Below are 13,699 nucleotides of genomic sequence, written 5' to 3' on the forward strand. Positions count from 1 at the left end.
TGGGCCTCCTTTCGTTTCTACGTCTGTAGAAGACTCTACATCTGTAGAAGATTGCAATGCAAGACGGGGTCGTGCTCGGGGTCCGCCCAGTGCACAGAGGCCGCGACCGGCACAATGGCGCGATGACCTCACGTGAGACTCCTGCCGCAACGGGGCGGCGGGCCGAGCTGCTCGAGGCTGCCGTCGAGGTCGTGGCCGATCTGGGGCTCCGGGGGCTCACTCACCGCTCGGTTGATGCCCGGGCGGGCCTGCCCGAGGGCACGTGCTCTGCCTACTTCCGTTCTCGCGAGGCGCTGCTCATCGGTCTGGCCGAACACGTCGCCGCGAGCATGTCGCGCGACGTCGACGAGATGGCGACGCTCGCGTCCACCCACGCCGACGACACCGACGCCCTGGCCAGCGAGGCCACCGACCTGCTCCTGCGTTGGTTGGACCGGCCCCAGGTCGTCCGCACCCAAGGGGAGCTCTCGCTCGAAGCCGTGCGGCGCCCGGAGCTCATGAAGGTCTTCCAGAACTGGCGTGACGGCCTCGACACGCTCGTGGCCGGCATCTCCGAGGCCGGTGGGAGCAGCGATTCAGGGATCCGCGCGTCCGTTGTGGTCGCGGCGCTCGAGGGAGTGCTCGGCTCGGCCACGCGGATGTCGGCGGACAAGCGGGAGGACTTCGTCAGGGCCGCGGTGCCCATGCTCGTGCGCGGGCTGCACGCCGACCGCTGACCTCACCTGGCGGGCCGTGCGGCCCTCCGCCCTGTCACGGACGCGGGTATGCCGCGTCCGGACCGCCGCGTTCGAGTCGCCGCTTCTTCCACTTGCGGACCTTGAGCCACATCCACACGAGGAACCAGGCCAGGGCGATCAGGGCGAAGATCACGAGGATCGGGATGAAGATCGCGACGAGCGAGAGTCCCAGCGATGCGCCATCCTCGGCGGTCGAGACCACTGGTGCGCCGACGCCCAGAGTCCCGACGTTGATCGCGGGGCGGGCGGCCATCTTGCCCGAATGGACGAGGCCGGACACGACGATGCCAAGAACGACGCCCACCCAGGGGTTGTCGCCCATCCACGTCGACTTGTCGAGGGACTCGGCGGCGTTCGTCGCGGCGAAGATCAGCCCGCCCATGCTCGGCCGGATAAACGTCTGGATCGCGTCGTTGACCGTGTCGATGGCAGGGATCTTGTCGAGGACGATCTCGGTGATGAGCAGGATTGCACCCACGCCGATGGCCCAGGGTGACTCGATCCACTGGAAGCTCGACGGCAGCGTGATCACGTCGGTGAACCGGGCGATGAGGGCGACGATCATGAACGGGATGTAGGCGTTGAGTCCCGCGGCTGCGGACAACCCCATGCCGGTCAGTGCGGCAAGCATCGGCCACCTCCTGTGCTGGTCCGGTGAATCTGTCGAGACATGTCTACTGGACGCAGGCACCTGATGAGGGCTTCAGCGCGCCAGCACGAGCTCGGCATGGACACCCACGTGTGGACCGTGAACTTCGGTGGCGACATGAACCGGGCCATCTCGTGGGGCGTCGACAGGATCATCACTGACTACCCGAGCGTGCTGCACGACCTCCTGAAGGACTGAGTTCCCCTCTCGCACAACCCAATCACGCGCGTATGCCGTGTGGTCCCGATTGCGGGACCACACGGCATACGTGATGGTGTCGCTTTGCTCAGTCGACCTTGACATTGACCGTGTGTGGCTCCGCGACGAGTCTCTGCGCACGCGCGATACGCCAGCGGCGCATGTTGACGCTCTGAACTGTTCGGCCAAGTTGGATCGCTGCTGTCTCAGGATCCAGGGCCATGACAACCGGATCCTCGTGGGGGAGCCACCCTTTTCGTCGAATCCCGAAGCGGCTCGTTGGTGGTGTCCAAGCAGCCACCCGAGCAGCAGCCTCACGCTTTCTCTGCAGCCCAACCTGGTTGGGGACACCCCACACGGCCGTAGCGAGGTCCACCGCGGCCACCGACGCGACCATCACGTTGAAGGCGCCGTCACGGGTATTGCGACCCGCGCGCCGCCGAACGTGTGCGTGGCGGAAGATCTCCGCCTCCACGAACCTGACCAAGGCTTCGCTGTCCGTGACGAAGGAGACAAACGGGCAGTCCTTGGCGGTGAACCCAATGGAACCATCGCCGTCCAGGAGCCCACGCAAGTACGGCACCTGCAGGGTTGGTTCCAACGTCGGGGGAACGACGGTCCGGGACTTTCGACCTGGTGGCATGCCGAGGGTGGCCAACTGTTGACGAACCTCCTGGTCGAAGAAGGCCAACGTGGCCGTGGTGCAGTTGTCGGCGAAATTCGTCTTGCGCGTCCGCAGGCTGATGGACGAGTAACAGGGGATGACGGGTTGCACAGCGTTGAGCACGTCGATGTCTCGGACTGCGAGCTCGATCGTGACCTTGCCCTTGCCGTTGACATCCCCGTAGTGAGAGCCGTCCGTGTGGAGCAGGCCGAGCAGGTATGCCACGGCGGGGTCCGACACGTTGAGAAGCATGTCGTCGAACCTAGGTCGATCATCTGACACTCAGTGGGTGACAGCCTGGACCCAGCGAAAGGGCCCGTGGTCGAAGGGGGCAGAGTTGGGGCTGATCGAGCCAAACCCTCAGGAGACCTCGTGGCCACTCACCTCATTGTCACCAGCACCGAGCAGCTGACCCCGCGCCTGCGGCGAGTGTGGTTCCGCAGCAACGATCTCTCGGCGTTCGACGGCAACGCGTCGACGGACCGCTACGTGAAGTTGGTCTTCCCCAAGGCCGGTGTCGTGTACCCCGAGCCTCTCGACATGAAGGCCCTGCGCGGCACGATCCCGCCCGAGGACATGCCCGTGGTGCGGACCTATACGGCGCTCTTCCCCGACGTTGCCGCTGGCACGCTCGCCATCGACTTCGTGATCCACGGTGACGAGGGCATCGCCGGTCCATGGGCCGCAGCGGCGCAGCCCGGCGACACCCTGCTCGCCAACGGACCGGGTGGTGGTTATCGACCTGACGCCGATGCCGACTGGTACCTGCTGGCCGGCGACGAGTCTGCCGCGCCCGCCATCACAGCGGCCCTTGCCGACCTGCCCGCCGAGGCGGTCGCGCGCGTCGTGATCCTCGTCGACAGCCCCGAGCACGAGCTGGAGCTGGAGCTGCCCTCGGGTGCCGTTCTGACGTTCGTCCATCGCGAAGCCGGGGGAGACCTCGTCGAGGCCGTCCGCGCACTCGACTGGCTGGACGGTCGCGTCGACGCCTTCGTCCATGGCGAGGGCAACGCGGTCATGCACGGTATCCGTCCCTACCTGCTGCGCGAGCGCGGGCTCGACCGCAAGCAGGTGTCGATCTCGGGCTACTGGCGCCAGGGCCGCACCGAGGAGGGCTTTCGCGACTGGAAGTCCGAGCTCGCCGCAGCCGAGAGCGCGACCTGAGCGCACGGCATACCGGCGTGTCGTGTGCCCAACCCGGGAATTGGGTGGGTTCGGCACACAGGTGAGCGGGGGCAAATGGGGTTGCGCGCGCCGCCTAGGATTCACGGGTGACCAAAATCCTCAGCGCTGTCGCCTGGCCGTATGCCAACGGTCCGCGCCACCTCGGCCACGTGGCCGGGTTCGGTGTGCCCTCCGACGTCTTCAGCCGCTACATGCGGATGGCCGGACACGACGTGCTCATGGTCAGTGGCTCCGACGAGCACGGCACTCCGATCCTCGTCCTCGCCGACCAGGAGGGCGTCACGCCGCAGGAGCTCGTCGACAAGAACCACGCGATCATCGCGAACGAGCTCGCTGACCTCGGCTGCTCCTATGACCTCTACACGCGCACGACGACGGCCAACCACTACTCCGTCGCGCAGGAGCTCTTCAAGCAGGTCCACGCCAACGGCTACATGATCGAGCAGACGACGCGCGGCGCGATCAGCCCGAGCACCGGCCGCACGCTGCCCGACCGCTACATCGAGGGCACCTGCCCGATCTGTGGCTACACCGAGGCGCGCGGGGATCAGTGCGACAACTGCGGCAACCAGCTCGAGCCGACCGATCTCATCGACCCGAAGTCCAAGATCAACGGCGAGACACCGGAGTTCATCGAGACGCAGCACTTCTTCCTCGACCTGCCGGCGCTCGCGGACGCGCTCCGGGAGTGGCTCGAGGGACGCGAGGCCAGCGGCACGTGGCGTCCCAACGTCATCAAGTTCAGCCTCAACATCCTGGAGGAGATCCGCCCGCGCGCGATGACCCGCGACATCGACTGGGGCATCCCGGTCCCGCTCGAGGGCTGGGAGGACCAGAGCACCAAGCGCCTCTACGTCTGGTTCGATGCCGTCATCGGCTACCTCTCCGCCTCGGTCGAGTGGGCCCGCCGCCAGGGCAACCCCGAGCGCTGGCGCGAGTGGTGGGTTGAGGGCACCGTCCCCGAGGCTCAGTATTCGTACTACTTCATGGGCAAGGACAACATCACCTTCCACTCGCAGATCTGGCCCGCAGAGCTTCTTGCGTATGCCGGCCGCGGCGACAAGGGCGGCGAACCCGGCACTTTCGGTGTGCTCGGCCTTCCGACCGAGGTCGTGAGCAGCGAGTACCTCACGATGGAGGGCAAGCAGTTCAGCTCCAGTCGTGGCCACGTCATCTACATCCGCGACGTCCTCGAGCGCTACGGCCCCGACCCGATCCGCTACTTCATCTGTGCGGCCGGACCGGAGAACCAGGACAGCAACTTCACCTGGGCCGAGTTCGTGCAGCGCAACAACTCCGAGCTCGTCGCGGGCTGGGGAAACCTCGTCAACCGCACCGGCGCGATGATCGCCAAGAGCTTCGGCGAGATCCCGCAGCCGGGCACCCTTGAGCCCGTCGACGAGGCCGTGCGCGCCGCGACGCTCAAGGCCTTCGAAACCGTGGGCGACCTGCTCGCCAGGCAGCGCATCAAGGCCGCGGTCAACGAGGCCATGAGGGCGGTCGGCGACGTCAACAAGTACGTCACCGACACCGAGCCGTTCAAGCTCAAGGGCGACGACCAGCGCGAGCGCCTCGCGACCGTCCTGCACACGCTCATCCAGTGCGTCAGTGACCTCAACACCATCCTGGCGCCGTTCCTCCCGCACGCCTCCAACCGCGTGCACGCCTTCATCGGTGGCCAGGGCGAGTTCACCCCGATGCCCGTCATCGAGGACGTCAACGGACTCGATGAGGGCGACAAGGACCGCAGCTACCCGATCATCACCGGCGACTACAGCGCGACCCCGCGCTGGGAGTCGCGACCGGTGACGGTCGGCGCCCCCATCGCCAAGCCCACGGGAGTCTTCGTCAAGCTCGATGAGTCGGTCGTCGACGAGGAGCTCGAGCGGCTCCAGCAGTCGTGATTGCCTCATGAGCGAGTCGACCAGGGGCATCCCCGACCTGCCCGATCCGCTGCCCATCGCTGTCGTGGACAACCACACGCACCTCGACATCGAGCGTGAGGGCCACCCCGTCGACGTCGCAGAGGCCCTCGCGAAGGCCAAGGCGGTCGGCGTCGACCGGGTCGTCCAGATCGGCTGTGACCTCCCCGGAGCCCGCGCCACCATCGAGATGATCGACTCACACCCCGCGATGCTCGGGGGAGTGGCCCTGCACCCCAACGAGGTACCCGGGCTGGCCGACAGCGGAAGTCTCGACGCGGCATACGCCGAAATCGAGGAACTCGCCGCCCACCCCCGGGTGAGGGTCGTCGGCGAGACCGGCCTCGACTACTACCGGACCGGTCCCGAAGGCAGAGGGGTGCAGCACGAGAGCTTCCGCTGGCACATCGATCTGGCCAAGCGACTCGGCAAGGCCCTGCAGATCCACGACCGCGACGCCCACGACGACGTGCTGCGGATCCTCGAGGAGGAGGGCGCGCCGGAATCGACTGTGCTGCACTGCTTTTCGGGTGACCTGACGATGGCGCAGGAGTGCGTGGAGCGCGGTTACTACCTCTCGTTCGCCGGCACCATCACCTTCAAGAACGCCCAGGGTTTGCGCGATGCGCTGTCCAACACGCCCCTCGATCGACTCCTCGTCGAGACGGACGCGCCCTACCTGACACCGCACCCGTGGCGGGGGGCCGTCAACGCTCCGCACCTCGTGCCGCTGACGGTCCGGGCGATGGCGGCGACCCTCGGTGTGGCGGTGCCGACGCTCTGCGAGGCACTGTCCGCGAACTCGGAGCGTGTCTACGGCCCCTGGTGACGCCTCACCAGTCACACAAGTCCCACGGGTGACAAGGTGGCTGGCATCACCGTTACCAAAATTTGACCTTTGCCGGGTTTCTGGGGATGGTTGATGGGTTGGCCGGAGCTTGGCTTCGGGCGATATGCAGGGGCGAGGACGCCGGCGGTGACGCCAAGCGGACCTCGCTCTCCTGTTGTCGGGTCTCCTCCCCTGTGGAGCCCCGCGGTCCACCCCTGAGGACTGTCGCCCACCCAGGTGTCCGGAGAGTTCGATCATCGGAGCCCTCTTGATTTCCCGTCCCCTGCGTTTCGCTGCCCAAGGTGCCGCTGCACTCACGGTGGCCGCCGGATCCTTCGGCGTTGCCCACCTCGACAAGGCTGTCGCGCTGTCCGTCGACGGCCAGTCCTCGTCGCTGCACGTCTTCGGCTCGACCGTGGGCGATGCCCTCGCCAAGAAGGGCATCAAGGTCGGCGAGCACGACCAGGTCGTCCCCTCCGTCGGCTCGCCCCTGGAGGACGGCGACACCATCTCGGTGCGTTACGGGCGCAAGCTCACCGTGACCATCGACGGTGTTGCGAAGGAATACTGGACGACGGCCACGACCGTCGACGCCGCGCTGCGCGATCTCAACATCCGCGCCGGCAGTGACGCCAAGCTCTCCGCGTCGCGTTCGCAGACACTCGGACGCCAGGGCCTCGCCCTCACCGTCACGACCCCCAAGCCCTTCTCCGTGTCGGTCGACAAGAAGAAGCTCACCCTGCAGACCAACGCCACCACCATCGGTGCGGCGCTGACCGAGGCCGGGATCACGTTCGACTCGGACGACCGCATCACCCCGGCCGCCAACGCGCCGCTGACGCGTGGTCTCGCGGTCGCCGTCCAGCGTGTGTCGAGCGGACAGGCCACGTCCACCGAGCGCATCCCCTTCAAGACAGTGACCAAGAAGGACGCGACCCTCACGCAGGGCACCCGCAAGGTCGTCACTGAGGGCAAGGCCGGGTCGCGCAGCGTCACGGTGCGTCGCACCATCGTCGACGGCAAGGTCGTGACCGTTCGCGCGGTGGCCAGCAAGGTCGTCACGGCGCCCGTGTCCGAGGTCGTCCTCGTGGGCACGAAGGCCAAGCCTGCTGCCGCCCCCTCCCCGTCGTCGTCCCCGGCGACGCGCTCGGCCGGCAACACCTCCGGTGCTGGAATCAACCTGTCCAACGCCGCGATGTGGGACCGCATCGCCGAGTGTGAGTCCAGTGGCAACTGGTCGATCAACACCGGCAACGGCTACTACGGCGGACTCCAGTTTGACATCCGCACCTGGCTCGGTGCCGGTGGCGGCGACTTCGCCTCGCGTCCCGACCTTGCGTCGCGCGCCGAGCAGATCACCGTCGCGAACCGCGTCTACGCGGACCGTGGCCTCCAGCCGTGGGGTTGCGGACACGCAGCCTGACGCTGACAGACACCTCCGAGGCCGTGCCTCCCACTTCGGTGGGGCGCACGGCCTCGGTGCATCGGCGGGTCCGCCGGGGGCAATAGGGTGGCGGCCATGTCGACGTCAGGGCTCCTCGGGGCCGCGCAGATCCGCGAGCTCGCGGCCCGCTTCGGCATCCGCCCCACCAAGTCCTGGGGGCAGAACTTCGTCATCGACGCCAACACCGTGCAGCGCATCGTGCGCGTGGCCGGTGTCGGCCCTGACGACCTCGTCGTCGAGATCGGACCTGGCCTGGGCTCGCTCACCCTCGCCCTGCTGCCGGTCGTGCGTCACGTGACGGTCGTCGAGGTCGATCCGATCCTGGCGGGCGCGCTGCCCGAGACCGTCGAGACCGTCGCCCCCGCCGTGGCCGACAAGCTCACCGTCGTCCACGCCGACGCCCTGCGCATCGAGGAGCTTCCCGGCGACGCACCGACCGCGCTCGTGGCGAACCTGCCCTACAACATCTCGGTCCCCGTCGTCCTCAATTTCCTTGAGCGCTTCTCGAGCCTCGAGCGCATCCTCGTCATGGTGCAGCTCGAGGTCGCCGAGCGGCTCGCGGCCAAGCCCGGCTCCAAGATCTACGGCGTGCCCAGCGTCAAGGCCGCCTGGTATGCGGAGGTCACCCTCGCCGGCAACGTCAGTCGATCGGTGTTCTGGCCCGTGCCCAACGTCGACTCCGGCCTCGTCAAGCTCGTCCGGCGGGAGCAGCCGACGACGGACGCCTCACGTGAAGAGGTCTTCGCCTGCATCGACGCCGCCTTCGCCCAGCGGCGCAAGACCCTGCGCGCCGCCCTGGCGACCTGGGCCGGCTCACCGTCCGCCGCAGAGGCGGCGCTCGTGGCAGCCGGCATCGACCCGCGCACCCGTGGCGAGCAGCTCGACGTCCACCAGTTCGCGGCAATCGCGAGCGCCCACCGCGCCCATGTCGCTGCGCCGTCAGTGCCCGAGCAGGCCGAGTAGCTCTCGTTCGGTCTCGTCGCGCAGGCCGCAGCGTCTCGGGTCGGTCGCCTCACGACCTTCCTCGTATGCCGCCGCCTCCCGGAGCGTGTCCGCCACCGGTCGGCAGGTGAGCCCGGCTGCGCGGGCCGCCGCCCCGGTGTGGGAACCGAATCCACGCCACTCCTCGTCCGAGATCCACAGCGGCAGGCTCTCGTTGCCCATCCACTCCTGCACGCCGTGGTCGGCCAACCAGGCAGCCGCGGCCGGGACGACGGGCCCGTCGTGCCCGGCAACCTCACGCGCCGCCGTCAGCAGGCCGCCCAACGTGTCGGGCGAGCCCACGGCGTCGAACACCCCGCCCGTCCGCGACTCGGCGCAGCGCACGAGCCAGGCAGCGAGGTCGCGCACGTCGATGATCGCCATCGGCAGGGTCGGGTCGTCAGGGGTCAGCACGGCGCCGCCAGCCCCAACGGGGTGGGCGAAGCGCCATGGCCACCACCCCGAGCGCCCCGAGGCGTCTCCAGGTCCGCCGATGAGGCCGGCCCGCGCGATGAGCACCCTCTCCGCTCCGAACCCGTCGAGTACCGCCGCCTCGCAGGCCACCTTGGCCTCGCCGTAGACGGTCATGTCGGCCATGACGTCGCCGTCCAACGGCGACAACAGCGGAACGGACTCGTTCGACGCGAGACGCGAGTGGTCGGCATACACATTGCCCGTGGAGACGAAGACGAAGTGATCGGCGACCGGTTCGAGTTCGGCCACGGCCCGGCGCACCTGCCCGGGCTGGCGCGAGACGTCGACGACGGCGTCCCAGTGCGCACCGGCACCCGTCACCTCGGCGAGCCCGACGGCAAGGTCCCGATCGCCACGAACCCACCGCACGCCGTCGGGAACCTCCCCGGCCACACCGCGAGCCAAACAGGTCACGTCATGGCCGGCAGCCACCGCCTGGGCCGCCACCGCACGTCCGAGCATTGCCGTCCCACCGAGCACGAGAAGTCGCATGAGACCAGTGGACCCCGACCGACCGCACGGGCGCGAGCGTGTTCGCTGACAGCGTTGATGTCCCTGCTTGCGGCTGCACGTCCACGCCATGACTAGGGTGGCGGCATGACCTCGGCCCACTCGGACCCCTCACCAGTCACGGTGCGCGTCCCCGCCAAGGTCAACCTCGAACTTCTCGTGGGTCCCTTGCGCGATGACGGCTTCCACACCCTGTCGACGGTGTACCAGGCCGTGAGCCTCCACGACGACGTCACGGTCGCCCTCGACGACGACTGGGGCTGCTCGGTGTCGGGCCCCTACGCCGACGTCGTGCCGACCGACGCGACCAACCTCGCGCTGCGTGCCGCCAGCCTCCTCGCCGAGGAGACCGGCGTCGAGACTCCCGTGCACATCTCGATCTCCAAGTCGATCCCCGTCGCCGGCGGGATGGCCGGCGGCTCCGCCGACGCCGCCGCCACGCTGGTGGCCTGCGACCGTCTCTGGGCTCTCGGTCTGTCGACCGAAGAACTCGAGGAGTATGCCGCCGAGCTGGGTTCCGATGTCCCCTTCCTGATCCGTGGTGGCACGGCTGTCGGTAGTGGGCGCGGCGAACGGCTTGCGCCGGTCCTGGCCCGGGGCAACTATCACTGGGTCTTCGCGATCAGCGACATCGGCCTCTCGACTCCCGACGTCTACGCCGAGTGCGACCGGCTGCGCGGCAAGTCGTCCGTGCCCGACCCTTCGCCGAACTCCGAGCTGATGATTGCGCTGCGCTCCGGCGACCCGCACATCCTCGCGCCGCAGCTCACCAACGACCTGCAGGATGCGGCAGTCTCGCTGCGGCCCGAGCTCGGTGAGCTCCTGGCCAGCGGCATGGAGTTCGGTGCCCTCGGCGGCGTCGTCTCCGGCTCGGGACCGACCGTCGCGTTCCTCGTCGAGGACGTCGAGTCCGCCATCGACCTCACGGTGGCCCTCACCGCCACCGGAGCAGCCCGCGAAGTGCGCAAGGCGATCGGGCCCATCCACGGCGCCCACGTCATCCCGGCCCGGGTCGACTAGTGGCCGTTCTCATCTCGGTCGAGCGCGCTGCCCTGGCGCTCGGCACCGCTCAGGTGCTCGACGGCGTCTCCCTCGGTGTCTCCGGTGGCGACCTCATCGGCATCGTCGGACGCAACGGTGGCGGCAAGACGACCCTGCTGCGGGTCATTGCCGGCGAACTCGCCGTGGACAGCGGCCGGGTCGCACGTCTCGGCGGCGGGACCGTCGGTGTGCTCACGCAGGACGACACGCTCGACCCCTCGGCCACCGTGCGTGAAGTGGTGCTCGGCGACCTCGAGGAGTACGTCTGGGCGGGCGACTCACGCATCCGCGACGTCCTCACGGGTCTGCTCGGCGGCCTCGACGCTCCGGCGCTCGGCGGCCTGGAGTCGACCGTGGCCGGCAAGTCCGGCGGCGAGCGTCGTCGGCTCGCCCTGGCCAAGCTGCTCGTCGAGGACCCCGATGTCCTGCTCCTCGACGAGCCCACGAACCACCTCGACGTCGAAGGGGTCGCCTGGCTGGCCGACCACCTCGTCAACTACCGGTCGCGTCCCGACAACGCCCTCGTCGCCATCACTCACGACCGGTGGTTCCTCGACGCCGTCGCCACCCGCACGTGGGAGGTCGTCGACGGCCAGGTGAACGGCTTCGACGGCGGCTACGCGGCCTATGTGCTGGCCAAGGCCGAGCGCGAGCGGATGGCCAAGGTCACCGCCGACCGACGCAACAACCTGCTCCGCAAGGAGCTCGCGTGGCTGCGTCGCGGCCCGCCCGCGCGCACGACGAAGCCGAAGTTCCGCATCGACGCCGCCAACGCCCTCATCGAGGACGAACCGGCCCCGCGCAACGACGTCGAGCTCATGGCGTTCGCGACGAGCCGGCTCGGCAAGGACGTCGTCGACCTCCTCGACGCCTCTGTGTCCCTCGGCGATCGCACCCTGCTCGAGAAGCTCACCTGGCACCTCGCGCCGGGTGCCCGCATCGGCATCGTCGGCGTCAACGGCTCCGGCAAGTCGACCCTCCTGCGCGCCATCGCGGGCGAGATCCCGCTGACGGCGGGCAAGCGCAAGGAAGGCATCACCGTCCGCATCGGTCACCTGACCCAGGACGTGCGCGAACTCGACCGCCTCAGCAACGCCCGGGTCATCGATGCGGTCGAAGAGGTCCGCAAGGTCACGATCCTCGGCGGCAAGGAGGTCACGGCGTCCTCGCTGGCCAAGCGCCTGGGGTTCCCGGGGCCGCGCCAGCAGACGCGCGTCGGCGACCTGTCCGGTGGAGAACGGCGCCGACTCCAGGTGCTGCGCATCCTCATGGACGAGCCCAACGTCCTGCTCCTCGACGAGCCCACCAACGACCTCGACATCGAGACACTCACTGCGCTCGAGGATGTCCTCGACGGGTGGGCCGGAACCCTTCTCGTCGTCTCGCACGACCGCTACCTCCTGGAGCGCGTCGCCGACCAGCAGGTCGCGTTGCTCGGGGATGGTCACGTGCGTCAGCTGCCGGGTGGTGTCGAGGAGTACCTCAAGCTGCGCGCCACCGTCACGCCGACGTATGCCGCGATGCCGCCTGCCGCTGGCGCGTCCGGTTCGGCGACGGCCTCGGCCAACGAGTCGAAATCCGTTGTGGCACAGCCAGTTTCATCGGCAAGCCCCGCCGAGCAGCGCGAGGCGCGCAAGGTCATGTCCAGGGTGGAGAAGCAGCTCTCGAAGCTGGCGACCCGCGAGGAGCGGATCCACGCGGCGATGGCCGAGCATGTCGCCGACCACGCGAAGGTCCTCGGGCTCAACCAGGAGCTGCGCGACATCGTCGATGAGCGCGAAGTCCTCGAGCTCGAGTGGCTCGAGGCCGCCGACACCCTCGAGCCCTGACTTTCTCGCCGCGCGCGATCGCCCGCCCGCTGCTACGTTGACGCCAAGGCCCATGTGGTCGGCCGATCATGGGCCAGGGCAGGCTCCTCGAGCGGAAGTCAGTGGTCCGGATGAAAAGGCGAACAGTGTTGTTGGCAGCCGGAATTGGCGCGGCCTCGGTGCTCGCGGCGAGGCCTGCTGAGGCTGCCGTGCGAACCATCGACCGAGTGGGGCTCAACCTCGACATCGCCCGGCGCTACTGGTCGCCGGCGTCGATCATCACCCTCATCAACCTCGTGGCGGACAAGGGTGGGAACTCCCTGCACCTGCACGCGTCCGACGACCAGGCCTACGGTCTCGAGTCCGTCCTGCTGGGCCAGACCGCCGCCAAGGCGCAGCTCGTCGGGACGAAGTACGTCAACCCGCGCACCGGGAAGGGATTCCTCACCCGCGTCCAGCTCGCTTCAGTGATCGCTCACGCCGCGACCCGGGGTGTCGACGTCATGCTGGAGATCGACACCCCAGGGCACGCGGGCGGCATACGCCGCCTCATGGATCTCACCCCGATCGCGAGGTTCCCGACGGCGCAGGTGTTCTCCGACTACGCACCGAAGGAGATCGAGGTCCACAGCTCCACGGCGTGGGCCTTCGTGCGTGAGCTCTGGGGTGAGGTGCTCGGCATGCATCCGACCGCCACCCGCGTGCACCTCGGCGGGGACGAGTTCGCCGGATCCGTAGTGGAGAAGAAGGCCTGGGCCGCGGGCGCGAGCGAACTGGCGGCCGCTCTCGCAACGACGTACCGGGTGACCTCCACGGTGTGGAACGACGCCATCGTTCCCGAGTCGGCCGCCCTGCTCAGCCGCTCGATCACGGTGGCGTACTGGGACTACGACGACTGGGGCACCCCGGGTACCCGGCTGACGATGCCGGCCGTGGCCAGTGCCGGCTTCACGATCCACAACTACAACGGCTACTACTGCTACTGGGTGCCGCGCACCTCTGAGACGGCGGGCGACCGGCAGTGGATGTGCGACGCCCTGCGTGGCTGGTGGACGCTCGGGTACTGGGGAGCGGATCGCACGATGAGTGAGAGCCATGTGAACCTGCGCGGCGCCTGCTTCTCCATCTGGGGCGAGCAGAGTGCGTCCATGTCCGAGGCGACCATCATCAGTCGGGGTTCGCCGATCTACAGTGCGTTTGCCTCGAAGGTGCGCGCGATCTGAGCCGGGGCCGGGGGCGGGTGATGCGGAGCGGGTG

Annotated in this window: 13 protein-coding genes; 10 read left to right on the forward strand and 3 right to left on the reverse strand. The window is 68.5% G+C overall.

The window, feature by feature from the left end; genetic code table 11:
* Positions 1-122 precede the first annotated feature (122 nt).
* Positions 123-716: a TetR/AcrR family transcriptional regulator gene (locus ACFQRE_RS06175; protein WP_380120002.1), complete on the forward strand. Its 594-nt coding sequence runs from the start codon at positions 123-125 to the stop codon at positions 714-716.
* A 34-nt stretch (positions 717-750) separates the two neighbouring features.
* On the opposite strand, the gene ACFQRE_RS06180 is transcribed toward ACFQRE_RS06175, so the two are convergent.
* Positions 751-1,368, reverse strand: a complete 618-nt coding sequence (locus ACFQRE_RS06180) for a DUF4126 domain-containing protein (protein WP_380120004.1) — start codon at positions 1,366-1,368, stop codon at positions 751-753.
* A gap of 63 nt (positions 1,369-1,431) precedes the next feature.
* Between ACFQRE_RS06180 and ACFQRE_RS06185 the strand changes: the two genes are divergently transcribed.
* Positions 1,432-1,584, forward strand: a complete 153-nt coding sequence (locus tag ACFQRE_RS06185; RefSeq protein WP_380120006.1) for a glycerophosphodiester phosphodiesterase family protein — start codon at positions 1,432-1,434, stop codon at positions 1,582-1,584.
* Positions 1,585-1,672: 88 nt separating this feature from the next.
* Here the strand turns inward: ACFQRE_RS06185 and ACFQRE_RS06190 are convergent, their stop codons facing one another.
* Complete coding sequence (locus ACFQRE_RS06190; protein WP_380120008.1) at positions 1,673-2,500, reverse strand: hypothetical protein; 828 nt, start codon at positions 2,498-2,500, stop codon at positions 1,673-1,675.
* 120 nt (positions 2,501-2,620) lie between these two features.
* On the opposite strand from ACFQRE_RS06190, the gene ACFQRE_RS06195 reads away from it, so the two are divergent.
* From ACFQRE_RS06195 to rsmA, 5 genes are all read left to right on the forward strand, one after another.
* Entirely contained in the window at positions 2,621-3,412 is a 792-nt protein-coding gene (locus tag ACFQRE_RS06195; protein ID WP_380120010.1) for a siderophore-interacting protein, read from the forward strand.
* Positions 3,413-3,519: 107 nt separating this feature from the next.
* Positions 3,520-5,337, forward strand: coding sequence for a methionine--tRNA ligase (metG, locus tag ACFQRE_RS06200; RefSeq protein WP_380120012.1), 1,818 nt, complete (start codon positions 3,520-3,522; stop codon positions 5,335-5,337).
* Positions 5,338-5,344: 7 nt separating this feature from the next.
* Complete coding sequence (locus ACFQRE_RS06205) at positions 5,345-6,184, forward strand: TatD family hydrolase (RefSeq protein WP_380120014.1); 840 nt, start codon at positions 5,345-5,347, stop codon at positions 6,182-6,184.
* 268 nt (positions 6,185-6,452) lie between these two features.
* Positions 6,453-7,607, forward strand: coding sequence for a ubiquitin-like domain-containing protein (locus ACFQRE_RS06210; RefSeq protein ID WP_380120016.1), 1,155 nt, complete (start codon positions 6,453-6,455; stop codon positions 7,605-7,607).
* A gap of 96 nt (positions 7,608-7,703) precedes the next feature.
* Positions 7,704-8,591 (forward strand): 16S rRNA (adenine(1518)-N(6)/adenine(1519)-N(6))-dimethyltransferase RsmA, encoded by an 888-nt coding sequence (rsmA, locus tag ACFQRE_RS06215; protein WP_380120018.1) that lies wholly within the window; start codon positions 7,704-7,706, stop codon positions 8,589-8,591.
* Here the strand turns inward: rsmA and ACFQRE_RS06220 are convergent.
* Complete coding sequence (locus tag ACFQRE_RS06220; RefSeq protein ID WP_380120020.1) at positions 8,568-9,575, reverse strand: NAD-dependent epimerase/dehydratase family protein; 1,008 nt, start codon at positions 9,573-9,575, stop codon at positions 8,568-8,570. The genes rsmA and ACFQRE_RS06220 overlap by 24 nt on opposite strands.
* Positions 9,576-9,680: 105 nt before the next feature.
* On the opposite strand from ACFQRE_RS06220, the gene ACFQRE_RS06225 reads away from it, so the two are divergent.
* The 3 genes from ACFQRE_RS06225 (at position 9,681) to ACFQRE_RS06235 (ending at position 13,665) form a co-directional block, all read left to right on the forward strand.
* Positions 9,681-10,613, forward strand: coding sequence for a 4-(cytidine 5'-diphospho)-2-C-methyl-D-erythritol kinase (locus ACFQRE_RS06225; protein ID WP_380120022.1), 933 nt, complete (start codon positions 9,681-9,683; stop codon positions 10,611-10,613).
* Positions 10,613-12,463 (forward strand): ABC-F family ATP-binding cassette domain-containing protein, encoded by a 1,851-nt coding sequence (locus ACFQRE_RS06230; protein ID WP_380120024.1) that lies wholly within the window; start codon positions 10,613-10,615, stop codon positions 12,461-12,463. Before ACFQRE_RS06225 ends, ACFQRE_RS06230 begins: the two co-directional genes overlap by 1 nt.
* 188 nt (positions 12,464-12,651) lie before the next feature.
* Positions 12,652-13,665 carry a family 20 glycosylhydrolase gene (locus tag ACFQRE_RS06235; RefSeq protein ID WP_380120026.1) on the forward strand — a complete coding sequence of 338 codons (1,014 nt, stop codon included), beginning with the start codon at positions 12,652-12,654 and terminating at the stop codon, positions 13,663-13,665.
* The last annotated feature ends 34 nt before the right edge of the window (positions 13,666-13,699 follow it).

Source organism: Knoellia pratensis (assembly GCF_042666395.1).
GTDB lineage: Bacteria > Actinomycetota > Actinomycetes > Actinomycetales > Dermatophilaceae > Knoellia > Knoellia pratensis.